Origin of the sequence: Shewanella sp. SM74 (assembly GCF_025653725.1) — a bacterium.
GTDB lineage: Bacteria > Pseudomonadota > Gammaproteobacteria > Enterobacterales > Shewanellaceae > Shewanella > Shewanella oncorhynchi.
This window is the reverse complement of record NZ_JAKKRZ010000009.1, coordinates 151,051-175,951: the sequence shown is the minus strand read 5'-3', so window position 1 is coordinate 175,951 and position 24,901 is coordinate 151,051. Positions and strand designations below refer to the sequence as shown.

The 24,901-nt window shown below is 46.1% G+C and carries 23 protein-coding genes and 1 pseudogene; 11 read left to right on the top strand and 13 right to left on the bottom strand.

What is annotated here, in order from left to right; genetic code table 11:
- Positions 1–297: pseudogene (locus L5M49_RS11860) on the top strand (transposase); the annotation flags it as partial.
- A gap of 103 nt (positions 298–400) precedes the next feature.
- Here the strand turns inward: L5M49_RS11860 and L5M49_RS11855 are convergent.
- Together L5M49_RS11855 and L5M49_RS11850 are read right to left on the bottom strand one after the other, a co-directional pair.
- The gene (locus L5M49_RS11855; RefSeq protein ID WP_263266135.1) at positions 401–1,072 is read right to left on the bottom strand and encodes an RluA family pseudouridine synthase; all 672 of its coding nucleotides are present in this window, start codon (positions 1,070–1,072) and stop codon (positions 401–403) included.
- 75 nt (positions 1,073–1,147) lie between these two features.
- A complete protein-coding gene (locus L5M49_RS11850) occupies positions 1,148–1,771 on the bottom strand; it encodes an acyl carrier protein phosphodiesterase (protein WP_263266134.1) in 624 nt (207 codons plus the stop codon).
- A gap of 208 nt (positions 1,772–1,979) precedes the next feature.
- Here L5M49_RS11850 and L5M49_RS11845 point away from each other — a divergent pair, with 208 nt between their 5' ends.
- The 10 genes from L5M49_RS11845 to L5M49_RS11800 all read left to right on the top strand — a co-directional run bounded on the left by L5M49_RS11845 (position 1,980) and on the right by L5M49_RS11800 (position 10,456).
- On the top strand, positions 1,980–2,189 hold the full coding sequence (locus tag L5M49_RS11845; protein WP_263163444.1) for a hypothetical protein: 210 nt from the start codon (positions 1,980–1,982) through the stop codon (positions 2,187–2,189).
- Positions 2,190–2,251: 62 nt separating this feature from the next.
- Positions 2,252–3,289 (top strand): tRNA preQ1(34) S-adenosylmethionine ribosyltransferase-isomerase QueA, encoded by a 1,038-nt coding sequence (queA, locus tag L5M49_RS11840; RefSeq protein WP_198572755.1) that lies wholly within the window; start codon positions 2,252–2,254, stop codon positions 3,287–3,289.
- Positions 3,290–3,450: 161 nt separating this feature from the next.
- Positions 3,451–4,575: a tRNA guanosine(34) transglycosylase Tgt gene (gene tgt / locus L5M49_RS11835; RefSeq protein WP_006082277.1), complete on the top strand. Its 1,125-nt coding sequence runs from the start codon at positions 3,451–3,453 to the stop codon at positions 4,573–4,575.
- Between the two features lie 27 nt (positions 4,576–4,602).
- Complete coding sequence (gene yajC / locus L5M49_RS11830) at positions 4,603–4,935, top strand: preprotein translocase subunit YajC (RefSeq protein ID WP_007649452.1); 333 nt, start codon at positions 4,603–4,605, stop codon at positions 4,933–4,935.
- A gap of 17 nt (positions 4,936–4,952) precedes the next feature.
- Positions 4,953–6,803: a protein translocase subunit SecD gene (gene secD / locus L5M49_RS11825; RefSeq protein ID WP_173496405.1), complete on the top strand. Its 1,851-nt coding sequence runs from the start codon at positions 4,953–4,955 to the stop codon at positions 6,801–6,803.
- A gap of 12 nt (positions 6,804–6,815) precedes the next feature.
- Complete coding sequence (secF, locus tag L5M49_RS11820; RefSeq protein WP_113941669.1) at positions 6,816–7,763, top strand: protein translocase subunit SecF; 948 nt, start codon at positions 6,816–6,818, stop codon at positions 7,761–7,763.
- 234 nt (positions 7,764–7,997) lie between these two features.
- Positions 7,998–8,315 (top strand): DUF2007 domain-containing protein, encoded by a 318-nt coding sequence (locus L5M49_RS11815; protein WP_028761071.1) that lies wholly within the window; start codon positions 7,998–8,000, stop codon positions 8,313–8,315.
- A gap of 128 nt (positions 8,316–8,443) precedes the next feature.
- Positions 8,444–8,803, top strand: a complete 360-nt coding sequence (locus L5M49_RS11810; RefSeq protein WP_263266133.1) for a rhodanese-like domain-containing protein — start codon at positions 8,444–8,446, stop codon at positions 8,801–8,803.
- A gap of 19 nt (positions 8,804–8,822) precedes the next feature.
- The gene (locus L5M49_RS11805; protein WP_263266132.1) at positions 8,823–9,734 is read left to right on the top strand and encodes a bifunctional precorrin-2 dehydrogenase/sirohydrochlorin ferrochelatase; all 912 of its coding nucleotides are present in this window, start codon (positions 8,823–8,825) and stop codon (positions 9,732–9,734) included.
- Between the two features lie 176 nt (positions 9,735–9,910).
- The gene (locus L5M49_RS11800) at positions 9,911–10,456 is read left to right on the top strand and encodes a YaeQ family protein (protein WP_113941666.1); all 546 of its coding nucleotides are present in this window, start codon (positions 9,911–9,913) and stop codon (positions 10,454–10,456) included.
- Between the two features lie 83 nt (positions 10,457–10,539).
- Here the strand turns inward: L5M49_RS11800 and L5M49_RS11795 are convergent, their stop codons facing one another.
- From L5M49_RS11795 to L5M49_RS11745, 11 genes are all read right to left on the bottom strand, one after another.
- On the bottom strand, positions 10,540–12,996 hold the full coding sequence (locus L5M49_RS11795) for a S8 family serine peptidase (protein ID WP_263266131.1): 2,457 nt from the start codon (positions 12,994–12,996) through the stop codon (positions 10,540–10,542).
- A gap of 721 nt (positions 12,997–13,717) precedes the next feature.
- Positions 13,718–14,134 (bottom strand): rhodanese-like domain-containing protein, encoded by a 417-nt coding sequence (locus L5M49_RS11790; protein WP_173244003.1) that lies wholly within the window; start codon positions 14,132–14,134, stop codon positions 13,718–13,720.
- A gap of 108 nt (positions 14,135–14,242) precedes the next feature.
- Positions 14,243–14,455 (bottom strand): DUF2892 domain-containing protein, encoded by a 213-nt coding sequence (locus tag L5M49_RS11785; protein WP_105252075.1) that lies wholly within the window; start codon positions 14,453–14,455, stop codon positions 14,243–14,245.
- 43 nt (positions 14,456–14,498) lie between these two features.
- Positions 14,499–17,753 (bottom strand): efflux RND transporter permease subunit, encoded by a 3,255-nt coding sequence (locus L5M49_RS11780; RefSeq protein WP_263266130.1) that lies wholly within the window; start codon positions 17,751–17,753, stop codon positions 14,499–14,501.
- A gap of 36 nt (positions 17,754–17,789) precedes the next feature.
- Positions 17,790–18,803 carry an efflux RND transporter periplasmic adaptor subunit gene (locus L5M49_RS11775; protein ID WP_263184868.1) on the bottom strand — a complete coding sequence of 338 codons (1,014 nt, stop codon included), beginning with the start codon at positions 18,801–18,803 and terminating at the stop codon, positions 17,790–17,792.
- Between the two features lie 176 nt (positions 18,804–18,979).
- Positions 18,980–19,696, bottom strand: a complete 717-nt coding sequence (locus L5M49_RS11770) for an SIMPL domain-containing protein (protein ID WP_028761062.1) — start codon at positions 19,694–19,696, stop codon at positions 18,980–18,982.
- A gap of 143 nt (positions 19,697–19,839) precedes the next feature.
- On the bottom strand, positions 19,840–20,226 hold the full coding sequence (locus L5M49_RS11765) for a VOC family protein (protein WP_173244012.1): 387 nt from the start codon (positions 20,224–20,226) through the stop codon (positions 19,840–19,842).
- Positions 20,227–20,328: 102 nt separating this feature from the next.
- Positions 20,329–21,624, bottom strand: coding sequence for an OmpP1/FadL family transporter (locus L5M49_RS11760; RefSeq protein WP_173244015.1), 1,296 nt, complete (start codon positions 21,622–21,624; stop codon positions 20,329–20,331).
- A 353-nt stretch (positions 21,625–21,977) separates the two neighbouring features.
- Positions 21,978–23,429: a sodium/proline symporter PutP gene (gene putP, locus L5M49_RS11755; RefSeq protein WP_105253092.1), complete on the bottom strand. Its 1,452-nt coding sequence runs from the start codon at positions 23,427–23,429 to the stop codon at positions 21,978–21,980.
- A 157-nt stretch (positions 23,430–23,586) separates the two neighbouring features.
- Complete coding sequence (locus tag L5M49_RS11750; protein ID WP_263266129.1) at positions 23,587–24,291, bottom strand: DUF3379 domain-containing protein; 705 nt, start codon at positions 24,289–24,291, stop codon at positions 23,587–23,589.
- Entirely contained in the window at positions 24,284–24,847 is a 564-nt protein-coding gene (locus L5M49_RS11745; RefSeq protein ID WP_006085483.1) for a sigma-70 family RNA polymerase sigma factor, read from the bottom strand. Before L5M49_RS11745 ends, L5M49_RS11750 begins: the two co-directional genes overlap by 8 nt.
- Positions 24,848–24,901 lie beyond the last annotated feature (54 nt).

The following is a 24,901-nucleotide window of genomic DNA, read 5'->3' as shown; positions in this document are numbered from 1 at the left end:
CCGTTTTGCAGCTACTTTGTTTGCCTCAAGAGTGACCCCACTGGCATCGAATTTGTAGATTCAACCAGCATCAAAGTGTGTCATAACTTACGTATTCATCGCCATAAAACCTTGGCGGGGGTGGCGTGCAGAGGTAAAGGCACCATGGGTTGGTTCTATGGCTTTAAGCTGCATTTGATTGTGAATCACCAATGCGGAATAGTGGCTGGCAAAGTGAACTCTGCGAATGTACATGACACAAAACCTGTGAACGAGATGGTGCACAGTGTTATGAATAAACGCTATGCAGACAAGGGGATATCAGTAATAACATTCCATTTAAAGACGTGATCTAATTTGAGATAATTTTATATTTTGGCTCAGTACGCTGAATTTTGAAGAATCTAAATGACTTTTAACATTATAACGAAAAGGGGTGTTTGCTGCTAAAAAACAGTGGTTTACCCGAATAGGGATGGGTCAAACTTAAGCTTTGTGCATGTAAACATAAACGCGGTTTGGCCTTGATAACCTCGGCATCACCGTAAAATTCATCGCCTAAAATTGCATGCCCTAGGGCAAGCATATGTACACGCAATTGATGGGTGCGGCCTGTTTCTGGTGAAAGCTCGACTAAGGTGCTGTTTTCTCGGAGCTCTAATACACGGTAGTGAGTGAGGGCGCTTTTGCCGCCAGTCTCTCCCGCCTGTAGCGTTTTTTGATAGGGCGGATGTTCAGTGTCTGGCACTATCGCGAGGTCAATAATCCCCTGTTCCTGCTGCACATGTCCCATCACTTCGGCAATATAGACTTTCTTACTCTGTCTATCTTGAAACTGTGTTTTTAAATGCGACTCTGCTTTTTTATTACGGGCGAACACCATAATGCCCGAGGTCGCACAGTCGAGCCTATGCACTAAAATTGTTTCTGGATAAAGGGCTTGTAAGCGGGTTAACGCGCAATCGAAGGTGTGAGCCGCTCGACCCGGATTAGACAATAATCCCGAAGGTTTGTTGATGATAATCAGATCTCTATCTTTATAGCGTATGTCTAGCCAAGGAACTGCTGGGGGCTGGTAATCAAATATCTGCATCTTGTCCTCATTTTTGCGCGGCCATACTAGCAAAATTTACGCAGGCACACAGCATAATCTCATGCTTGCTTATTCTTAGAGGGGGGAGGGCAAATATTCTGCAGGCGTCTTACGGCTCCAAATACGGGTATAAGCCATTAGTTGCGGATAAAAAGTGCGGAACGCGGTTTCGATTTCTATCTGCATTTTATTGACGACTTTATGGGCATCTTTAAACAGTGCGGCTTGCGGATGCTGTTTGGCCACTTGTGCTAAGGCGTGTTGTAATCCTTTTTCGGTGGTGTAGCTGCCTAGCCAATCGGCGCTGCGTATTGTGGGCAAGAGTGTAAATAATGCCTCTGGATGGTATGGATCAACGCCTTGCGTGGCGAAAGCATCTAACGCGTCATAGGCCTTGCTGCTGAATTCATCCAAGGGTTGGTGGTGATATTCTTCCCAATAGTAAGCTAAATAGTGATCGAAACTCACCGCCATGAGTTCTGCTGCTATGCTTCTTAAGGGCGCAGGGAAAGCTTCCATTAATTCAATCGTCAATTCATGGCTGGCGCAGAGGGTATTAATCTCTTGGTTTAGCCATAAGGCTTGGCGTAACTCCATTGGGGCTTGCGCAATTGGCGCTTGAATATAGTTACCTGCTACGTTGGCAGCAAGGTGGGTTTTACTGATGTCGGCGAGATGTAAGTGTGTAAGAAAGTTCATTATTTGTGCTTGGTTAACCACGTCGGTTCACGGTATCATGCACAAGCGCGCTTAGGAAAGCGCCGAAGCTAAAAATGCAGTATTTTTTCACTTTTTATTGATAATGACATTTGATTCGCCGTAAATAATTATGGCTGACTTCAACGTTGACATAGTAATCGATAAGGGAAAAGTGAAATAAAATCAATAACCTTTTTTAGGATCATGGATGATGTGGAACTGGTTCACCAAAATGCTCGGTAAAGACGAGCAGCAGAAGCGCAAAAAAGTGCTAATAGAAATCCCCTTTGAACAACACCGTTTCAGCATGGATGACTTTAGTCGCTCGCGGCTAAAATTCGATACCGATGACAATCTGCCCCAAGATGGCATCAATCCAGTGGAACCCGAGCAAGAAGTGGACACTGGCAATAAGTAATCTTGATCTTATTGGCCTCTAACCATAGACTAGCCGCCGTTCTAAGCTATCTAGAGGCCAATATGCGCGTTGCAGACTTTTCTTTCGATCTCCCCGATGAGCTGATCGCTCGTTATCCTATGGCGCAGCGTAATGCATCTCGTCTGTTAACCTTAGACGGCAACTCTGGCGCGTTAGGCGATAAGCAGTTTACCGATCTGCTGGGGATGATTAATCCTGGCGATTTAATGGTGTTCAACAATACCCGAGTGATCCCCGCGCGCATGTTTGGTCAAAAGGCCAGTGGCGGTAAGTTAGAAATTTTAGTCGAGCGTATGCTTGATGATAAGCGTATCCTCGCCCATGTTCGCAGCTCTAAATCCCCTAAAGTGGATTCGTTAATCCATCTCGACGGAGGCTATCAGATGAAGATGGTCGCCCGTCACGATACCTTGTTTGAACTTGAGTTGTTATCCGAGTTGACCATCTTAGAAGTGCTTGAAGCAGTAGGGCACATGCCTTTGCCTCCTTATATCGATAGACCCGATGAAGATGCCGACAAAGAGCGCTATCAAACCGTGTATAACCAAAACCCTGGTGCAGTTGCGGCGCCAACGGCGGGTTTGCATTTTGACGATGCCATGCTTGATGCATTAAAAGCCAAGGGCGTGAATGTCGCGTTTGTGACCTTGCATGTGGGCGCGGGAACATTTCAGCCAGTGCGTGTCGATACTATTCTTGAACACAAGATGCATTCCGAGTGGGCGAATGTGCCGCAGGATGTGGTTGATTTAATCGCGCAAACCAAAGCTGCGGGTAAACGTGTGGTGGCCGTAGGGACGACGTCAGTGCGCTCCTTAGAAAGTGCGGCACGCGCAAGCCTTGGCGAGCTCAAAGCTTTTAGCGGCGATACCGACATCTTTATTTACCCAGGTTATGAATTCCAAGTGGTCGATGCTATGGTGACAAATTTTCATCTACCTGAATCAACTTTGATCATGCTAGTTAGTGCTTTTGCCGGTTTTGATCATGTTATGGCGGCGTATCAACATGCTATCACGCAAAAATATCGCTTCTTTAGCTATGGCGATGCGATGTTTGTGACGAAAAAAGCCCACTAGACCAAGATTTTGTTTTAAAATAGCCGCCCAAAGTGAGATGGTGCGGCAATTTTTTTCGTTAAAAGATTGAACCTTTTAACACTGTCCCCATCTCTATTGTTAATCAAAATGGCATTAGCCATTAAAAATGTAGTCAGACTGTTTATCTGGCGAGGTGAATTATGAAATTTGAATTAGACACTACCGACGGGCGTGCGCGCCGTGGTCGGTTAATTTTTGATCGTGGCACAGTAGAAACCCCCGCTTTTATGCCGGTAGGTACCTACGGCACAGTGAAAGGCATGACACCGGAAGAAGTACGTGCCACTGGCGCGGATATTTTGCTCGGTAACACTTTCCATTTATGGTTGCGCCCAGGCGAAGAAATCATGCGTAAGCACGGTGACTTGCATGATTTTATGAACTGGCAGCGTCCTATTTTAACTGACTCGGGCGGTTTCCAAGTGTTTAGTCTTGGCGATATCCGTAAGATCACCGAAGAAGGTGTGCATTTCCGTTCGCCCATTAATGGTGAAAAAATCTTCTTAGATCCTGAAAAATCAATGCAAATTCAAGATGCATTGGGCAGTGATGTGGTGATGATTTTTGACGAATGTACGCCATATCCCGCAACTGAAGATGAAGCGCGCAAGTCAATGCAGATGTCTTTGCGTTGGGCGAGACGTTCGCGTGATGAATTTGACCGTTTAGAGAACCCTAACTCACTCTTCGGTATTATTCAGGGCGGTGTGTATGAAGATTTACGCGACGAAAGCTTAAAAGGCTTAGTCGATATTGGTTTCGACGGTTATGCCGTCGGTGGTTTGGCCGTCGGTGAGCCTAAAGCAGATATGCATCGCATTCTTGAGCATATTTGCCCGCAAATTCCTGCAGACAAACCTCGCTATCTGATGGGGGTCGGTAAACCAGAAGATTTAGTTGAAGGTGTACGTCGTGGTGTTGACATGTTTGACTGTGTGATGCCAACCCGTAATGCCCGCAACGGTCATCTGTTTACGAGTGAAGGTGTGATCAAAATACGCAATGCGCGTCATAGAGATGACACGTCACCACTTGATACTAAGTGTGATTGTTATACCTGTAAAAATTATTCACGGGCGTATCTTTACCACTTAGATCGTTGTAATGAGATTCTGGGTGCGCGTTTAAACACCATTCACAACTTGAGATACTATCAAATGTTAATGGAAGGTTTGCGCGGTGCGATTGAGACGGGTACATTAGACGCCTTTGTGGCGGACTTCTATACCAGTCAAGGTCGCGAAGTACCAGAGTTAGTCGATTGATTTTTTGCTAATAAGAAGAGAAAAACTATGTTTATTTCAAATGCATATGCAAGCGCTGCCGGCGCACCACAAGGTGGCGGCACGATGGAACTGATTTTCATGCTGGCGATTTTCGGCCTGATTTTCTATTTCATGATTTTCCGTCCGCAATCAAAACGCGTTAAAGAGCACAAAAATCTGATGTCTTCATTAGGCAAAGGCGATGAAGTGTTAACCAGTGGTGGGATTTTAGGCAAGATTGCAAAAATCAGCGACGAAAGCGATTACGTGTTACTGAGCTTGAACGACACAACACAAATCACGATCAAAAAAGACTATATTGCAGCTGTATTGCCTAAGGGCTCTATCCAGTCGTTGTAAGCCAAGAGGGCTCAGGCGTGTTAAATAAATACCCAATGTGGAAAAACATTATGGTGATGCTCGTCATCGCCATAGGTTGTTTCTATGCCGTACCTAACCTTTTTGGTGAAGATCATGCGGTGCAAGTGGTGGCGACTCGAGGTGCTGAAGTAACAGCATCTACCCAAGCCAGTGTGAACGAGCTGTTAGCCAGTAAGAGCATTGCGGTAAAGCGCTCTGAGCTTGAAAAAGGTCAGTTGTTGGTCCGTTTGCAAAATGCGGATCAACAGCTACTGGCGAAAGAACTGATTGCTGACAGCTTAGGTGACAAGTTTACTGTGGCACTTAACTTAGCGCCTGCGACGCCTAAGTGGCTCGAGTCCATGGGTGGTAGCCCAATGAAACTCGGTCTTGACCTTCGCGGTGGTGTGCATTTCCTCATGGAAGTGGACATGGGCGAAGCGATTCGTAAGATGGAAGAAGCTAAAGTCGCTGATTTCCGTTCACAATTACGTGAAGAAACCATTCGTTATGCTGGTATTCGTGTTAATGCCACTGGAATTGAAATCAAGTTCCGTGATGCTGAAAACTTAGCGACTGCCGAGCGTTTTCTTAAGACTCGCAATAAAGATATGGTGTTCACCGACGCTAGCCGTGGCGAAGATTTCGCGCTGCAAGCTGTGATGAGTGAAGCTTATCTAAAGCAGATTAAAGAAGAAGCACTGCAACAAAACATTACTACCATTCGTAACCGTGTTAACGAGTTAGGTGTGGCTGAGCCTGTAGTACAACGTCAAGGCGCCGAGCGCATTATCGTTGAGCTGCCAGGTGTGCAAGATACGGCTCGCGCTAAGGAAATCTTAGGTGCAACCGCATCAATTGAATTCCACATGGTGGATGACAAAGCCGATCCGAATGCTGCGCAATCAGGTCGTGTACCTGCAGGTTCTGAAGTGTATCAGCGCCGCGAAGGTGGCACTGTGATATTGAAGAAAGAAGTGATGTTGACGGGTGATCATATCACTGGCGCGCAACCTAGCTTTGACCAGTACAGTCGTCCTCAGGTCAGTATCAACCTCGACGCTAAAGGCGGTACCATTTTCTCTGACGTGACTAAAGACAACATAGGCAAGCCTATGGCGACTTTGTTCATCGAATATAAAGACAGTGGTGATCGCAATGCCGATGGCAGCGTTAAGATGCAGAAAATCCAAGAAGTGATTTCTGTCGCGACCATTCAAGCCCGTTTAGGCCGTAACTTTGTGATCACTGGCTTAAGTCATGGTGAAGCACAAAACCTTGCGCTATTACTGCGTGCGGGTGCCTTGATTGCTCCTGTATCAATTGTTGAAGAACGTACCATTGGTCCAAGCTTAGGTGCTGAAAACATTCAAAGCGGTGTACAAGCTATGGTATGGGGTATGGCAGTTGTCTTACTCTTTATGTTGGTTTACTACCGTAGCTTTGGGCTTATTGCTAACCTGGCTTTAACCGCAAACTTAGTCATGGTTGTGGGCGTTATGTCTATGATCCCTGGCGCTGTGTTAACCCTACCCGGTATTGCCGGTATGGTGTTGACGGTCGGTATGGCGGTTGACGGCAACGTGCTGATTTATGAGCGTATTCGTGAAGAGCTTCGTGCAGGACGTAGCGTACAGCAGGCAATCCATGAAGGTTATGGTAATGCTTTCTCAACTATCGCCGATGCGAACATCACCACCTTCATCACTGCGCTCATTTTGTTTGCCGTAGGTACTGGTGCGATTAAAGGCTTCGCTGTGACCTTAATGATAGGTATTGCGACTTCTATGTTTACCGCCATCGTGGGTACTCGCTCAATCGTTAACGCGATTTGGGGTGGTAAGCGCGTGAAGACTCTGTCTATCTAAGGGGAAGTGACAATGATTGAAGTTTTATCCTTAAAACATACAGTAAACTTCCTCCGCCATGCACTGCCTATTAGCGTTATGTCGGCAGTGTTAGTGCTGGGCTCGCTGGTATCACTCGCGACTAACGGTATTAACTGGGGTCTTGATTTCACTGGCGGTACTGTTGTTGAAATGGAGTTTACTCAGCCGGTTGATTTGAATGCGCTGCGTGTGCAACTGACGACGCCAGATTCCGAAGGTGCGATCGTGCAAAACTTCGGTTCTAGCCGTGACGTACTTGTACGTTTACAGGTGAAAGAAGGCGTTAAGAGCGATGTGCAGGTTAAGTCTGTCATGGAAGCCGCGCAGAAAGTTGACCCACAAGTGCAGCAGAAGCGTGTTGAGTTTGTTGGCCCACAAGTGGGTAAAGAACTGGCAGAGCAAGGTGCATTGGCGGTATTAGTCGCGCTGATTTGTATCATGATCTATGTGTCGTTTCGTTTCGAATGGCGCTTAGCGTTTGGTTCTGTAGCGGCACTGGCGCACGATGTCATCGTGACCTTAGGGGTGTTTTCGTTATTCCAATTGGAATTCGACTTGACCGTATTGGCGGGTTTGTTAACTGTGGTGGGTTATTCACTCAACGATACTATCGTGGTATTTGACCGTATCCGTGAGAATTTCCTTAAGCTGCGTAAGAGCGATCCTGAAGAAATAGTTAACATTTCAATCACTCAAACTATGAGCCGTACCATTATTACAACGGGCACGACTTTGGTGACTGTTGTGGCCTTGTTCCTTAAGGGCGGCACTATGATCCATGGCTTTGCGACTGCATTGCTGTTGGGGATTTTTGTGGGAACTTATTCCTCTATCTATGTGGCGAGCTTCTTGGCCGTTAAACTGGGTATCAATCGTGAACACATGATGCCAGTTGAGATTGAGAAAGAAGGCGCAGACCAACCTCCTATGATGCCTTAAAGGTTAATTTGGAGTTAAAAAGCCACCTATGAGGTGGCTTTTTTTTGCATCAATTTTGAGGCGTATCTGACATTCTGCTAGCAAACTCACAAAGTTATAGTCAGTTATGCTGTAAAAAGTGAATGTTAATTTATTTAACAACTGATGTAAAAATCAGCGCTCGACAGCCTCGGCTATTTAGCAGTAGGATGTCGGCAACCCATATTCTAGAGAGTTGTAGCCGTAGGATGTCGCATGGAAGAACGTAAAGTGTTAGTTGCTGGTGGTAATTTATTGCAGGCCCACACATGGAAAGGTTTATTGGAGGCCTGTGGCATTCATGTTGAACTCAGAGGTGAAGCGTTATTAGGCGGCATTGGTGAACTCCCTACTGGGATGCAAAACGTCGAGTTATGGGTAGGTGAGTCCCAATACGCATCGGCACAAGTTCAATTGAATGCGTTGGATGTTGAAAGTCCGCAATGGCAGTGTGTGCAATGCCATGAGACTAATGAAGGCAGTTTTGAGCTTTGCTGGCAATGTAGCTCAGAGCGCAGCGAAAGCCACAACTAGCCTTTCACTGGCAACCTTCTCAGCTTTGCGGTGAGGCTGAAAGATTGCGTCTGCAGGATGAGAAGATTACACTTTGCTGATAAGCTGACATTCATCATGTCATTCAATATCTTATCTAGGAGTTAGTGATGCAGCATCCCAATGCGTTTTCCGCCCTTGTTGACGCTATTCTGCCTAATATCACCGAAGTGACAATCGAAGCTTATCAGGCCGATGACCGCTGGCACCTTGTTGATGTGCGTGAGGATCGTGAGTGGCTGCAAGATCATTTACCCCGAGCGAAGCATTTAAGCCGGGGTATTTTAGAGCGTGATATCGAAGCGCGTTTCCCCGATAAAAATACACCCATATTACTCTACTGCGCGGGTGGTGCGCGTTCCGCCTTGGCTGCCCATAATCTGCAACTTATGGGTTACGCCCACGTTGCCTCTATGATTGGTGGCTATAAGGGCTGGGTACAGCGTCAACTGCCAGTGGTGCAGGACTAAGCGTTCAGGATCTCATCTAATGCAATATTTTCCCTTGTTTGTCGATACGGTTAATTTGAATGTTCTACTGGTGGGCGCGGGCGATGTGGCGAGCCGTAAGTTAGCACTGCTGACACGTACTGAAGCCAATATCCACGTGGTAGCGCCAAAGGTGAACCTTGAAGTGCAACGTTATGCAGATGCTGGCCGCATTTTGTTATCCCAGCGTGAAGTCGTCCATGCCGACATTCAAAATTATGATTTGGTGTATTTAGCTACGGCAAACGACAGTCTTAATGCCGAGTTAGCGACCTTAGCTACCGCGCGTGGTATCTGGGTTAATGCCGTTGATAATCCCGCCTTTTGCCGCTTTATCACTCCTTCTATTGTGGATCGAGGTCGTTTAGTGGTCGCGATCAGCACTGCGGGCGCAGCGCCGGTATTTGCACGCACGATTCGCTCGCGTTTAGAATCTAGCCTACCGCAGTCACTCAAACCGTTATTCGATTTTGTCGCCGATAGACGCGTCGAAGTACAAGATAAGCTCGATTCAACCTCGAAACGCCGCTTATTTTGGGAGCGTTTTTTCGATACCAATGGCGACCGTTTTGATAGTCGTACCACCGAGCATTACCATCATGCGTTTAATAACTTAGTCAGCCGCGGCGAAATCCTTTTGTTGGATGATGCAACGTCTGTGGACTTATTGCCGCTCGCCGCCATGCCATTATTACAGCGCCTCGATTGGATATACAGCCAAGGGGATTTGAGCGTCGAACTCGCTGAACTTGTTCGCCGCGACGCAGATCGTGGTTTTTTACCCGCTTTCAGTGAATTGAGTCAACAGTATGAGTTGGGTACGCGTATGCTACTGGTAGCGGATACGCAAAAAATCAGCTTGTTGAAAGCCCATTTCCCCATGGCTAAACATCTGCGACCTGGAGCGATTTAATTTCTTACCGATTCAGCCTTGGGTTCGATTTAACCTTCTGTTCGATTGCACGTTTTGTTCGATTTCATGGGCGTATTCTATTGTTCGTTTGAGCTAATGCCGAGTCTCAGGTAGACTCGGCAGCCTTATTTTAGGATTTCGCTGTTTCAGGATTTCACTCTGCATTTATGATGACTATGGCCCTCAAGGCGACCGTGTTTAAAGTCAATTTACAGATAGCCGATATGGATCGGAATTATTACCAAGACCATCAATTGACGCTTGCCCAGCATCCTTCCGAAACCGATGGCCGCATGATGGTGCGTTTACTCGCGTTTATTGTGAATGCCAGCGAAACCTTAAGTTTTAGTAAAGGTCTGTGCGTCGATGACGAGCCAGAGCTATGGGACAAAACCCTATCTGGTGAAATTGATCTGTGGGTTGAGTTTGGTCAGGCCGATGAAAAATGGCTGCGAAAGGCCAGCGGCCGTGCCAAAGTCGTGCAGCTCTTTACCTATGGTGGCCGCAGTGTACCGATTTGGTGGAAACAGAATCAGCAAGCGTTAGAGCGTTATCAGAATTTAAAAGTGTGGAATATTGCCGAAGAGTCCGTCACGGCGATGGAAGCCTTTGTTGGGCGTAATATGGCATTGCAAGTTTCGATTAGTGAAGGCCAAATTTGGTTATCGGATAATGAAACCAGCGTGTTGATTGAGCCTGAAATCCTCAAAGATATTGAATAACATGTTTTGTAAAAAAAGAGCCTGCAATTGCAGGCTCTTTCCGTTTATCACTTTTAAATATCAGTAAGAGTATCGATTTTGATTTATTTGAAGCTCAGTTCCCAGCTATCGATATAACCAACATCACCACGGCCACTGTCTACGGCTTTTAACTTCCATACGCCGTTCGAATTAGCACCTGTCATATCTGCGGTATAGCTCTTATTGATATTGTCTGCACCAAGACCTGTGTTGTTATGCAGGGTAACCGTTTTTCCTGAAGGGCTGATCAGCTGCACTTTTAAGTCACCAATGTAAGGGTGGACTATGTTCACGGCTGCAGTCACAGTACTTGAATCACCTGTGCGAGTAACCGTGATTGGGCTAGTGATCCCCGCCGCTTTGTTATCAGGAATATTATAGTTATCAGTATTGCTATAGCTCGTTGGCGTACCGCCGCCATTAGACGCTGTGTAGTTCGCCGTTAACGACACACCAGTGAAAGCCGAATCGCCTTTCACCATGGCATAGTAAGTGCCTGATTGTACGTTGGTGATTGGACAAGACTCACTATTGCCACTTTTATACGGACGGCAATCGTAATTAGTGGTGGTTGGCGCCGCGCCATATTGCACATACAAGTCCGCATCACCTGTGCCACCGTTCATCACAAAGCCTAGGTTCGTTGCACCTGCTGGAACTTCAAATGAAAAATGTAATTCTTCACCTGTTGCGCCTGCTAAACCTGTTTTCGCCACACCGTTCACCAGAACACTATCGCCCGGTTCAGTTGGATCGACAGGACCCGTTGGACCAGTACAAGATGCGTCTAGGAAGGCTTTTGCTGCAACTGCATTAACTAAACCGTAACCATAGTAGTTGTCACGACCTGCAGTTCCGAGATCTTCGGCGGTCATTTTCAATGCGTTACGGACTTGCGCCGCACTACATTCTGGGTGGTAGCTCCACACTAAGGTCGCAACACCTGACACATGCGGTGTCGCCATAGATGTACCATTGTAGTACTCGTAATCTTTATTGCCTTGGTTGCTGACAGTGACTGTGGCGCCCAGTTGATTGCGCAGTGCTAAGCCTGTTGCACGATCAACAGATACAGAAACCATATTGATTTCGTTGTTAGCATCGACAAGGAAGGGGTTTTGTAAGCCGGGTAATGCCGCGTTACTGTAAACAATCGTCGCACTGGCACCTGCATTCTTACAGGCTTTAGCTGCGTTAATTTCAGGGTAGCTAGTGCCTTGATTACCAACACGTTCCACTAAACAAATCTTATTGGTCATGTTGCCGCAGTTGAAGCTTGTGCCGCTAACGGTACATTCTGCCAAAGTTGCAGTGCTGGTACCGTTAAATGGTGCGGGGACATAGCTGCTACCAGAAGGTATCAGGCGATTGTGCGGTACGACACCTGAGTCAAAGTAAGACTGATTGCCGATAGTGATATCGGCTAAACGGCCTTCGCCACGGGTAACAGTCGATAGAACTGCTTCACCAGGGCCAGATATTTCCACTTGGTTGGTGTATTGGGAGAATGCTGAGTGGTCTTTATGGCTATCCACAGAGGCGACAGACATGACGCCATCGTAGGATGCTGGGTAGCTGTGAGTGCTATTCCCATCGTTACCCGCAGCAGCAATCAGGAGAACACCATTATTATAGTGGGCGGCCAGAGCGTTACGCTCAGTGGTGCTAGAACCTGAACCACCTAAACTCATAGTGACAACATTGGCGCCGTTGGTGACACAAGTGTCTACGGCAGCGACTAAGGATGAAGAGTAGCCCCAGCCAGATTCATTAAACACTTTGATCACATGAATATTGGCATTTTGATTTGGCATAACGCCGATCACGCCATCATTGTTGGCAATCGCCGCAATCGTCCCCGCAACGTGGGTACCGTGGGCGTTATTATTGCCCGGCTCAAACCAGTTACCCGTGCCTGAGTTATTGGTCCCTGTGACATTGTTGCCACCTAAGTCGCTGTGACTACGGTCGTAGCCTGAGTCGATAATACAAATAGTGCGGTTGCCCGTTTGGCTGTCGCTTAGCTGGGTTGCTCCCACAAAAGTTTGGCCCCAAGGCGTACTTTCACTTAGAAAGCGGCGTGGCATATCTTCTTCGACATATTCCACATCAGCACGGGTTTTTAAGGCATTGATCCCTTTGGCATCGAGTTTCACCGAGTAACTGTTACTGCGGCCGATACGCTTCATTTCCTTCGCTTGTACTTTATTTAATGCGGTATGTTGGGCACTGATTTCAGCCATTTGTGGCTGATAATTCATTGTGGTTGGTAGCGTATCTGTTGTCGCGTCATTGAGTGACTGCAGATCACTCGTTGATTGCACACTATTGGCTGACATGATGGCCGCGGCATCAGTGTTTTTAAACTTCACAATGTAACGCTTTGGCAGTGGGGAGGTTTGTGCTTGTAATGCTGCGGCAAAACCTGGGGCTTGTGGTGCTGCTTGTACACCAGCTGAGATCGCAATAGCTAAGCTTGAAAGGCTTAACGCTATTTTAGTGGTTCTGTTGATTGTCATGTTCTTCTTCCATGGTCAATTTAGTGTTAATCATTATTATTTTATGTTTCATAAGAATAACTACGACTCAGATGCTACTCGGTTAGTGAATTTATCTGCGACCACGTCATTTGTAAATCAATTGTTAACAGTATGGCGGTTGGTAAGTGTTTAGATTTAATAGGCATTTATAGTGCATATAAATTCAAGTTGTAACGATTTGTAACCAAATTTTATTAAAATATTTGTTTTTTTATGTGATAAACGTGAATAAGTGAATACGAATTTACGACTTCATATGAGGGCTTTTGATTGATTTTACCGTTATCAATGTATTGAAATTTATATATATATTTTTTTGTAATTAAAAATAACAAAAACAAACTTTAAGTTTTCATCATAATGATAATATTTTCTCAAGTGATTGATTATGCGAAATTGTTGCAAAAGGCTGTCAATAGGGTGGCAGTTGCCAATTGATTGACTTTACTTAGGCTTTTGGGAATACGGGTGTTACTTATTTTATAGAACTACTAAAAAATCCTGTGTTCTTTCGTCCACAATGAATCTGGTAAAAACTTATTAATCCACCCCCTGCTTAATTTCGATATTTTATTTAGACAATAAAAAAGCGCCCTAGGGCGCTTTTAGCCGTTAAGCCTTGAATGGCTAGAGCGAGGTGAGAGTACTAAAGTGATTTATTCTTACTTCCCCACACTAGAGCCAATTTGATGGTTGTTAATTATTTAGCGGACGTTTTTTGCGCTTCAACTAAGGTGGAATAGCCGCCACCATTATAGGTTTGGGTGTATCCGGCAGCGACTAAGGCTTCGGTCGCAATACTGCTACGACGACCGCTGCGGCAATACAAGACGACGGGAGCATCTTTGGCGATGCCACGCTTAGCAAACTCCTCTGTCACTTGCTCAAAGGGAATATTGACCGCATTCGCTAAATGACCTTCGGCAAATTCTTCAGGCGTTCTAACATCGAGCACCATAGCGCCTGCGGCAATTTTATCCCATGCGATTGCAGGATCTTGGTCGGCGGCGCTGGCTATCATGGGCATTAGCAGCAGTGGCATGAGTACCAGTGACTGCAAGCTTAATAGGGCTAAGCGCATTAGACTTTGGCCACGGGTTACGAGGTTGTGGGTCACTTTATCTCTCCTTGACGGCTTTTGGGCACGCTTGTATTAGCCAAGCGTGTACTTGCTCACCTAACTCTTAACTCTTATCTTAACTCTTAAGAAGTGACTTTATGTGGCTTAGCTTTGCTTAGCAATTTCAGCCTCTGATTTTACCCCTAATTTGCGTAAAACCATGGCGGCAGGACAAAAACCGGTAAAAGCACTTTGGAATAGGTTAGCGCCAACAAATGCGGTTAACCACAGAAAGTTGTGGTGCACATAGGCGGTTAACACCAGTGACAGTAACACCATCAATCCAGCAAAAGCCATAATACTGCGTTCTAATGACATACCTTACTCCTTGAAGCCATCTTGGTGATGGCCTTTGTTGTGGTTAGTTTTGTGTTTGTGTTTGTGTTTGTATCTGAACAGTATTCATACGGTTTTTCATGGCCGTGTAGTACAGCACAGGGATGACAACTAAGGTCAGTATGGTCGAGATAAAAATACCAAAGATCAGACTGATCGCTAAGCCATTGAAAATCGGATCATCAAGAATAAACAATGCCCCTATCATGGCTGCAAATGCAGTCAGCATGATAGGTTTAGCTCGCACGGCGCCAGAGTGGATCACTGCCCGCTCAAAGGGCACACCGGATGCGGTTTCTTGATTAATAAAATCGACCAATAATATCGAGTTACGCACAATAATCCCCGCCAGCGCTATCATGCCTATCATGGACGTCGCCGTGAATTGCGCTCCGAGCAGGGCATGTCCAGGCATTACGCCAATCACAGTCAGTGGAATTGGCGCCATGATGATAAGCGGCACCAGATAAGATCTAAACTGCGCGACCACCAATAAATAAATCGCAATCATGCCAACGGCATAGGCGATACCCATGTCTCTAAAGGTTTCGTAGGTGATCTTCCATTCGCCATCCCAGAGCACGGCGACTGAGTCTAACCCTGTGGGTTGGTGAATATAATGCTGATCAAATCCTAAGCCATCGGTGCCATCAATTTTGCCCGCCATATCGAACATACCGTAGAGTGGGCTGTCCAATGGCCCCGACATATCGGCGACGACCATGATCATAGGGATCATATTCTTATGGATAATTGGTGCATCGATTTTGCCGCGTTTGATGGTCACCAGCTCAGAGACAGGCACAGATTGCCCCGTTTGGCTCAGTAACTTCATATTCAGCACTTGCTCTAAATCGACTTTCGCGCCTTCGTTTAATTGCAGGCGGATCGGTATCGGTTGTTTTTGCTGGGCTTGATGTAAATAACTCACATCTTTGCCGCCAACGGAGGTGGCAATCAAGTCGACAATATTGCTGTAGGGCACGGCCATCAGGCTGGCTTTACTGCGGTCGATCATCACTTGCCATTTTTGCTGGGCAGCGGGCAAGAAAATATCGATATCGACCACATCTTTGGTTTCATGGAACAGCGCCTGCATCTCGTAAGCGGCTTGCTCGCGGATTGCGGGGCTTGGGCCATACACTTCAGCAACCAGCGGCGACCACACCGGCGGCCCAGGTGGCACTTCAACCACTTTGATATTGGCTTGATATTGCTCGCCAATTTGCTGCAGTTCGTCTCGCACCGATACCGCTATGCTGTGGCTGTCGCGCTTGCGGTGTTTCTTATCCACTAGGTTCACTTGGATGTCGCCAAGCTCTTGGCTGTGACGCAGGAAATAGTGGCGCACTAAGCCGTTAAAGTTCATTGGCGCGTTAGTGCCCGCATACAATTGCAGATGCTCGACCTCAGGGACGGTTGTTAGGTAGCGACTCAAATCCTGCAATACTCTTTGTGTTTGCTCTACGGGAGTGCCTTCTGGCATGTCCACCATCACTTGAAACTCTGACTTATTATCGAAGGGCAGCATTTTAAGCACCACGAGCTGACCCACGGGGAGCGCGACGGCGATGCCGATTAACACAAATACGCCGGCAGCCAGTCCCACTCTTGCCTTACGGGCATTTTTACCCAGCAGGAAAGGACCAATTAAGTGAGTAAAGAGGCGCACCATCTTAGTTTCAGCTTCATCCTCGTGCGAGGCTTGGGCAGTATCGTGTTGGTCATTATGTTTCAGCAGTTTATGACTGAGCCAAGGAGTGACCACAAATGCCACAACGAGGGAAATTAACATGCCCATACTGGCGTTGATGGGGATCGGGCTCATGTAAGGCCCCATTAAGCCCGATACAAAAGCCATCGGCAGCAAGGCTGCGATAACTGTAAATGTCGCCAGAATCGTCGGGCCACCGACTTCATCGACCGCCACAGGAATAAGCTCGCTGAAGGAATTTTTGCCGAGCGCCATATGCCGGTGGATGTTTTCTACTACGACTATGGCATCGTCGACCAAGATGCCGATGGAGAAAATCAAGGCGAACAAGGACACGCGGTTTAAGGTAAATCCCCACGCCCAAGAGGCGAAAAGGGTGATCGCTAGCGTGATAATAATGGCCACGCCCACGACTAAGGATTCGCGTGCGCCCATGGTTAAAAAGACCAGCACGACTACGGCGCTGGTGGCAAAAATCAGTTTTAAAATAAGGGTGTTAGATTTATCCGCCGCGGTTTCGCCATAGTTACGTGACACTGTGACTTCGACATTTGCCGGGATCAACACATTGTCGACTTTAGCTATCCGCTCAATCACACTGTCGGCGATATCGACGGCATTTTGGCCTGCTTGTTTACCAATTGCGATTGTGACGGCGGGATAAATGTCGGTTTTATCTGCGTGCCAAACGCTCTGTTTAGGGATATCACTTTTTAAGCTGATTTCGGCAATATCCGCCAAATAAATCGGAATAGTCTTGCCTTGTTTATCTTGATAGACACTGACGACTAATTGCTTGAGATCGTCGATGGATTGTAAAAACTGCCCAGCCTGAACTTTAATCTCTTGATTGCCTTGCACTAAGGATGCAGGCATAGAGACCATATTATTGTCATTCAGGCTTTGTCTTAACTTATCGTAGGTCAGATTAAAGCTGTTCATCTTGGCGGGATCGATACGTATGTTGGCCACCATATCGTGCTGGCCAACGGTATCGATTTCGCGAGTGCCGGGAATACGCTTAATTTCAGTTTCTAATCCAAGGGCGACATGGGTTAGCTGCTCAGCAGACACTTGCCTGTCCTTTGACCATAAGGTCAAACTGACAATGGGCACATCATCGATGCCGCGGGGTTTAATTAGCGGTTCACCCACGCCAGCGCCCCTTGGTAATTTATCCATGTTGGAATAAATCTGGTTGTATAGGCTGACGATGGCATCATTGCGCGCAACACCGACCTTAAAGATGACGATGATCAGCGCGCCATCGGGTTGGGAGAACGAGTACAGAGTATCTATGCCTTTGATTTCGGAGATCACTTGTTCCGCTGGCAGGGTGACTAAGTTTTCAACTTCCGTGGGTGTCGCGCCGGGAAAAGGGATAAACACATCGGCAAAGGTGACATCAATTTGTGGCTCTTCTTCTTTTGGTGTCACCAAAATGGCGAATAAGCCAAGTAAGAGCCCGAGAAGTGCTAATAGCGGCGTGATGGCGCTATTTTGAAAGGCAGCGGCAATTCGTCCGGAAATCCCAAGTGTGGTTTGTGGTACTGGAGCATGTTTCATAAAACAACCTCGACAAAGCTTAAGTCGCTAGGGAATTTATTGCTTCTTGCTGAGCAACACTTGGTAGGCATCAACGGCCACCTTGTCACCCGACTTAAGGCCCGCAAGCACTTCTACCTCGCCATCTAAGGGCTCAGTGACACGGACTTGGGTCAGCACAAAGGCTTCGCCTTGTTTAAGGTAAACACTGCTCAGTTCGTTCATTGTGAGCAGTGCAGAGGCGGGCAGTTGGATTTTTTCCCGATCGCCATTTTTAAAGGAAGCTTTTGCCCAAGTACCAGGTTGAAGATTGGCTTCATTTTCTGGCAGATTAATTCGCACTTGATAACTGTGGCTGACGGGATCGGCGAAACTGAAAATCGTGAGGTCAGTTGAGGTGAACTCGCGCCCATCACTTAAACGGACGAGAAATTTGGGGGAATTTTTAAGTTGGTTAATATAACGCTGTGGCACTTGGGTAATGGCGCGCATTTGACTCGCGGAAAACCCTGAAAGTAGTGCTTGTCCTGGGCTTACTGTTTCGCCAAGTTCGACAAAACGCTCAGTGACTATGCCACTAAAAGGCGCTGAAACGACAGTGTATTTTAGGGATTCGTTGGCTTTGATGACACGGGCTTGTGCTGCACTGACGGCTTGTTCTGTTGCTTTAGCATTGGCGGTGGCTTCATCCATCGCGCCCTTAGAAATCGCGCCTTGGGGAAATAGCTCTTTATAACGTTTGTATTGTGCCTGAGCTTCGACATTTAAAGCCTTCGCTTTGGCTAGATCAGCCTCAAAGCTTGCCAGTTCAGCGCCTTGCTCTTTACTGGTTATTTCTAGTAGGGCGGCTCCTTCGGGGACGACATCGTTAACATCGTAGTTGAGTTTAACAATACGACCAGAGGTTTGCGCCGATACCGTCGCTGCTTTTACTGCTTCAATGGTGGCGTCTAAGGTGACCCAATTCGGATAGGGTTTATTTAAGACTTCGATGGTTTCGACTGAGGCAGCCTGAGCTTGAGTACTGGAAAGTGCCAGCAGTAAGAAAAAAGCACGAGAAATTGATGTCATAACTTATATCACCCCAGATGTAATTTATGAGAAAATTCTAATGGAGTTGTTTTCAATAGGCAATCAATATTTATTAGAAAAATTTAATGTAGTGTTTTTACCTAATTTAGGAATAAGGAATAAGGCCTATAGCGCCTTATTCCTCATGCTTCAGAGCTTCAAATTAAGCCTAAAATTTAGTCATTTAAATAATAGGTTAGTGTGGAAACGATGCGAATTTGTTTAATGTAAGGCGTGCTGCTGTCGCGGTCTGAAATGGTGAACTGGCCTTGACTCGCACTTTTAATTTTTCCGAGGCGAGAATCCGAATCCTTAGCAAATTTTTCAGCCACTTCGCGGGCATTTTGAGTCGCTTCTTGCACCATGATAGGTTTGACTGAGTTGAGATCGGTAAACAGAAACTCAGTGCGATTATCATAATCTTGGCTAGCGATCGCTATACCTTCTTTTACTAAGTTAATCATTTGCTTACGGGTGTTCAGCATGAGATCAATCTGTGGGGTATAAACTGATAGGTTCACTTTTGCCGAGTAACGGTATCTGACGTTGGGATCGACATAACCTTGGGCTTGGCGATCTTCAATTGAAGGCAAAGAGACAGTAATTTCGCTGTCGCTAAAGCCTTGTTCCTTTAAAAACGCCACAACACGATCGGTTTTTTGCTGAACCGTCTCATAGAGTTTAGGCAGATTGTTATCGACCTCAGTGAAATTGATTGGCCAAATTGCCACATTGGCTTTGACTTCTTTTTCCGCTAAGCCCTTTACCGTGACAGTGCGTTCCATGGCTTTCATTTGCAATAGTGCTGAGCTTGCTGTCTGGCCTACATAAACAAGTCCAGCGCAAAGGAAACCACCTAACAGCAGGGCAGGAAGGATGTTACTTTTTTCCATAAAAAGAATCTCTTGATTAGATGAACTCAGTCTACGATACCGAATAAACCTCAGTCATGCACTGGGTTTATTCGGAATAGATGCCGCTTAAGGCAGAGGAGATTATGTTGAGAGATGAGTTTTGAAATATCTGTTTAAAGCATTTATTTTTCAGGAGGGATGGCGCTTGGCTGCCATAATTCGACTTTATTGCCATCAGGGTCAATAAACCAGCCAAAGCGGCCAAATTCTGAATCTTCAATACCACCAATCGGTTGACCGCCACCTTGCTCTACTTGTAGGAGTGCTTGCTCTAAATCGTCAACGACAAAGTTGAACATAAACCCTTTATCTGAGGGGGCGAAATAGTCCGTGCTATGGGCGAAAGGAGTCCAAACATGGTAGCCAAGAGTTGATTTATCTGTGTGATAAAACGCGGCGCCTCCCCAGTTTTCAATAGGGACTTGAAGATGGGTTTTGTACCAAGTTGCCAAGGCAACGGGATCGACACTTTTAAAGAAAATTCCACCGAGTCCAATGACTTTAGCCATAGCCGTAGCTGCATTTACAGGAGTATGAATTAACTTTAGGCAATAAATGCTTAAGATACAAAAAAGCCGCAAAAAATGCGGCTTTGGTGTTAGGAGTTTATCTTAGAACTGGTAGCTGTATTGAACTGAGTAGTACATACCACTTGATTCAGTAATCGCATTAACAGGGCCTGCGATTGCGCTGTTTTCGATCAGGTGAACTTCTTCACCTTTAATATAAGCGATACCAAAGTCAACCGTGTTTTGTGGGTTGATGTGGTAGCTCATACCCGCTGTATACCAGTTACGGTCAGAGTCTGGGAATGAAATAGAGCTGATTTCGTCCACAACGCCTTGGTCATGCATATAACCCGCGCGCACGGTGAATTGTTCGTTGATTGTGTAAGTGCCACCTAGGCTGAATAACCATGAATCTTTCCATTGGTATTCTTTCAGCGCAACATCACCTACGGCTTGAGTCACTCCAACAGCTGGAATGGTTGCAACACCATCTTTAGCTGTGATTTGTTCAAAATTACCCCATTGGGTGTGCTGTGCTGTATAGTGCAGAGCAAACTTAGGGGTGATTTGATGAAAACCTGCAACTTGGAAGATATCCGCTAGCGGTACATCTAAACTATCAAAACTGGTGGCAACAGCCACTTGTCCAACATTTGGTATATTGGTTGATGTAATGGTATTAACATCACCTTTAACATTCACTGTTGGGCTGAAACGGTAGCTGATACCGAAACGATTGTCTTTATCTAACTCAATTGTGGCACCCACAATACCACCAAACGCCCAACCGTCAGCGTCGACGTCAACCAGAGGTGTCGCGCCCATGTTACGGGTTAAACGGCCTTCACCGTAAATGGCATCAATACCAGCACCGATACTGAACATGTCATTAATACGGTATGAAAGGCTGGTGTTAAAATTAACCGTTGTTACTTCTGTTTCGCCAAGCAGATCATAAGGTGCTGGTGAGCCTGCTGGTAAACTCTTTGAAAGTGAGCTGGCATCGGTACCGGTACCAAAGTTAGAGAAAGCGGCAAAACCTACGGCGAACTTATCGTCGATGGGGTGGATGTAGAAAATATTAGGGATAATTTTAGAGCTACCCGCGTCATCGATGCTGCCTAAGTCAACGGCACCACCGGCAAAGTTAACGTCTTTAACATCAACAGTAATATCGGCATAAGTTAAGCCGAAGGAGATCGCATCTTTATCGAATAATGCCATAGCAGCAGGGTTACGTGATAACACAGAAGCGTTATCGGCAATAACCGCATCACCCGCAAATGCACGGCCCATACCCGTTGCTGATTGGCTGTTTAGTTGAAAACCTGAAGCTAAGGTTTGTGTGCTTGCTAATGCGACAGAAACGGCAATGAGTGTCTTGTTGAATGTTTTCATTATTATTCTCTCTATTTTTTATAAGTATTGGATTTTTATTCGGTCCTAGTCCGCCGAAAGTATTTAAATCCATTTATTAGTCTCCGGCATCTTATGGATTCAATGTACCCTCAACAAGTCCGACCAGAAGTGAAATATGTTAATTTTCAGTTAATTAAAAGTCTTTAAAACAAGAGTGATACTTTAGTATGCTTGAATGGTCTGGCCAGATGCTTGATATGAAGGGCTTTGGGTACCGCTATGGGTTTCAATTGAAGTTAACGGTTTGTAATGGTGTGTTGGGCATTTAAAAGGATACAAAATGTAAAAAGCGCACACTTGTGCGCTTTTTAACATATGGAAGCATATCTAGATTAGAGTGCAGACTTAAATTGTTCGAACTCTGTCGTTACTTTTTCACTTGGAGCAGAGAATTTACTGACTAAAATACCCGCAATAGTCGCGAATATAAACCCAGGAAGGATTTCGTATACTTCAAAAATGCCACCAGTGAGTTGCTTCCAAATCACCACGGTTAATGCACCGACAATAATAGTGGCGATAGCGCCATTACGGCTATATTGCTTCCAAAACAGGGATAACAAGACTACAGGACCAAAGGCCGCACCAAAGCCTGCCCAAGCATAACTCACTAGGCTGAGCACGCTACTTTCAGGATTGAGTGCTATCACACCTGCAATTACAGCGATAGCGAGTACACCTAAACGACCTACCATCATTAGCTCGCGATCATCGGCCTTTGGGCGCAACCATTTACGGTAGAAATCTTCGGTGATGACACTTGAGCAGACTAAGAGCTGTGAGTCGATAGTACTCATGATTGCCGATAAAATAGCGGCGATTAATAGCCCACCAATCCATGGGTTAAACGCCGCTTGAGCTAAATGGATAAATACCGTTTCAGAATTGGCTAATGGCTCTTTGGCGAAATAGAGCGATCCTGCGATACCTGTGGCTAACGCGCCAATGAGAGATAACACCATCCAGCTCATGGCTATACGGCGTGACAAGGGCAGGGCATCGGCACTGCCTATCGCCATAAAACGCGACAAAATATGTGGCTGACCAAAATAACCTAGGCCCCATGCGAGCAAAGATAACATGCCGATGGCAGTGGTTTTGTCATTGACCAATGCCAACATCGCGGGATCGATTGTTTCAATACCTGCATGGCTTTCGGGGTGAGCGAAAACGGCGAAAGGGACAATCAATAGGGCGATGAGCATTAAACTGCCTTGGAAAAAGTCAGTCCAACACACGGCAAAGAAACCGCCAATAAAGGTGTAACCGACTATGATGGCCGAGCCAATCACGAGGGCTGCGGTGTAATCAAGCCCAAAGACCTTCTCAAACAAAATCGCGCCACCGACCATGCCAGAGGAGGCATAGAAAGTAAAAAACACCAGAATAGTGATTGCGGAAACGAGTTTGAGATAGCCTTGGGTATCGTGGAAACGTTTCTCGAAAAAATCCGGTAAAGTGAGGGCGTTATCGGCGAGTTGGGTATAAATGCGCAGTCGTTTGGCAACAAATAACCAGTTTAGCCAAGCACCAATAATTAATCCTACGCCAATCCAGGCTGCACCTAAGCCGCTTAAGTAAACTGCGCCGGGTAATCCCAGTAACAGCCAACCTGACATGTCAGATGCACCCACGCTGAGTGCGGTCACTGCGGGGCCCATTTTGCGGCCACCTAAAATATAATCATCAACAGTATCGGTAGCACGGTAAGCCCAAAAACCTATGCCCATCATCAATACTAAGTAACCAACAAATGTGATTAAAATCGGGGTTTCAATCGTCATCTTGCCTTTTCCCATCTTTTTATTATTAAAAGTGGCAAGCATGCTACCAGATGTTTGAACGTGCGCCCATTAGCAGATGTAAGTGTGATTGAAATCTAACCTCCGATAACATGAAAATATCGGAGATTGATTTTTAAATGCAATTTATAACAATAGCTTAAATAAATATATTCTTGATTTCGTCTTTTATATAGCGAAGGTCAGCTTGATCCTCACCTATGAGCAAAATAAATGCATCGGGCGTTTCAAAGCCCATCCCTTGATATTTACCGTCGGCGAAGGTTTTATCCAACACCATACGTTTCTCGAGTGGCACGATAAAGAGTGTCACCTTACTTTGTTCGCCCTGAAGTACTAAGTGCAGGCTTTTTACCCCTTGAAAATCGCAATAAGAGGTGTAATACACTTTGCCCGGTTGTTGGGTAAATTTGGCATTGCCAAAGTCTTTTATCGACGCAAGCTGGGCATTGACTTGACTAAAATTGACATTTTGATCGACATGCAAGGCAATATCTTCATGGTAGACATGGGCCAGTGCATGTTCAGCTAAATCAATAGGCCCTAAGCGTAATAGGCTGAAGCTGATCCCTACCACAAACGCGACCGAGGCTGCCATGGCCACTAAAAAAAACGTTTGCCGGCGCTGTTTATGGTGCTGTTGTAACTGCTGACGCAAAATGAGTTTGTCGGCGAGATCCTCAGCCACATCCACTTTTAATGCATTGCTCAGTTTGGCATCAAGGTTTTTAAGCTCATTGATTAGGGCTTGGTTTTCTGGCTTGGCATTGATCTGCGCCAGAAAGTCAGCATCTTGATTATGAGGATCTTCATAAGCTTGACGTCTAAATTTAAGCTCATCCATTGGATTGACCTCTCACATCATTCTTCTCAAGTAATTCTTTCAATTGGCTCCTCGCCCGAAATAAACGCGTCATTACGGTGTTGCGATTGAGCTCCATCAGCTCGGCGATTTCATCGCCGCTAAAGCCACCAATGAGCTGGAGTAAGAGTGGTTCGCGGTATTCGATATCCAGCTTGCCAATTTGTCGACGGATCAGATATTGCTCGGTCTGCTCTTCACTGCTATTGGAGATATTGTCCTCTAAGGTATCTTGCTCAACGTCGGAATAATCGAACTGTTTACGCTCGAAACGCCGCGCATTTTCACGCCTAAGAATCGTGATCAGCCAAGCTTTCGCCGCTTTATCATCCTTGAGGGAATCCAAAGAGCGCCACGCCCGCAAGAAGGTTTCTTGGGTAATGTCTTCAGCCACGTGCTTATCGCCGCATAACCAATAGGCGTAGCGGAAAATGTCTGCATGTAGCGCCTTGACTAGGCTGTTGTATCGTCGTTGTTTGCTTAGCATGTCAGAAGAGACCGCGGGCTCGACGGATTTCTTGCGCCAGTTAGCAAACATTTTTTATCTTTGGGCTTTTTGGCGGAATATTTAGCATGGTAGCACTCGCTTCTT

Bases quoted from the DNA above. Each gene is read 5' to 3' on its own strand.
- L5M49_RS11855 (WP_263266135.1), bottom strand. From the start codon at position 1,072: ATGCAGATATTTGATTACCAGCCCCCAGCAGTTCCTTGGCTAGACATA.
- L5M49_RS11850 (WP_263266134.1), bottom strand. From the start codon at position 1,771: ATGAACTTTCTTACACACTTACATCTCGCCGACATCAGTAAAACCCAC.
- L5M49_RS11845 (WP_263163444.1), top strand. From the start codon at position 1,980: ATGATGTGGAACTGGTTCACCAAAATGCTCGGTAAAGACGAGCAGCAG.
- queA (WP_198572755.1), top strand. From the start codon at position 2,252: ATGCGCGTTGCAGACTTTTCTTTCGATCTCCCCGATGAGCTGATCGCT.
- tgt (WP_006082277.1), top strand. From the start codon at position 3,451: ATGAAATTTGAATTAGACACTACCGACGGGCGTGCGCGCCGTGGTCGG.
- yajC (WP_007649452.1), top strand. From the start codon at position 4,603: ATGTTTATTTCAAATGCATATGCAAGCGCTGCCGGCGCACCACAAGGT.
- secF (WP_113941669.1), top strand. From the start codon at position 6,816: ATGATTGAAGTTTTATCCTTAAAACATACAGTAAACTTCCTCCGCCAT.
- L5M49_RS11815 (WP_028761071.1), top strand. From the start codon at position 7,998: ATGGAAGAACGTAAAGTGTTAGTTGCTGGTGGTAATTTATTGCAGGCC.
- L5M49_RS11810 (WP_263266133.1), top strand. From the start codon at position 8,444: ATGCAGCATCCCAATGCGTTTTCCGCCCTTGTTGACGCTATTCTGCCT.
- L5M49_RS11805 (WP_263266132.1), top strand. From the start codon at position 8,823: ATGCAATATTTTCCCTTGTTTGTCGATACGGTTAATTTGAATGTTCTA.
- L5M49_RS11800 (WP_113941666.1), top strand. From the start codon at position 9,911: ATGGCCCTCAAGGCGACCGTGTTTAAAGTCAATTTACAGATAGCCGAT.
- L5M49_RS11795 (WP_263266131.1), bottom strand. From the start codon at position 12,996: ATGACAATCAACAGAACCACTAAAATAGCGTTAAGCCTTTCAAGCTTA.
- L5M49_RS11785 (WP_105252075.1), bottom strand. From the start codon at position 14,455: ATGTCATTAGAACGCAGTATTATGGCTTTTGCTGGATTGATGGTGTTA.
- L5M49_RS11780 (WP_263266130.1), bottom strand. From the start codon at position 17,753: ATGAAACATGCTCCAGTACCACAAACCACACTTGGGATTTCCGGACGA.
- L5M49_RS11775 (WP_263184868.1), bottom strand. From the start codon at position 18,803: ATGACATCAATTTCTCGTGCTTTTTTCTTACTGCTGGCACTTTCCAGT.
- L5M49_RS11770 (WP_028761062.1), bottom strand. From the start codon at position 19,696: ATGGAAAAAAGTAACATCCTTCCTGCCCTGCTGTTAGGTGGTTTCCTT.
- L5M49_RS11765 (WP_173244012.1), bottom strand. From the start codon at position 20,226: ATGGCTAAAGTCATTGGACTCGGTGGAATTTTCTTTAAAAGTGTCGAT.
- L5M49_RS11760 (WP_173244015.1), bottom strand. From the start codon at position 21,624: ATGAAAACATTCAACAAGACACTCATTGCCGTTTCTGTCGCATTAGCA.
- putP (WP_105253092.1), bottom strand. From the start codon at position 23,429: ATGACGATTGAAACCCCGATTTTAATCACATTTGTTGGTTACTTAGTA.
- L5M49_RS11750 (WP_263266129.1), bottom strand. From the start codon at position 24,291: ATGGATGAGCTTAAATTTAGACGTCAAGCTTATGAAGATCCTCATAAT.
- L5M49_RS11745 (WP_006085483.1), bottom strand. From the start codon at position 24,847: ATGTTTGCTAACTGGCGCAAGAAATCCGTCGAGCCCGCGGTCTCTTCT.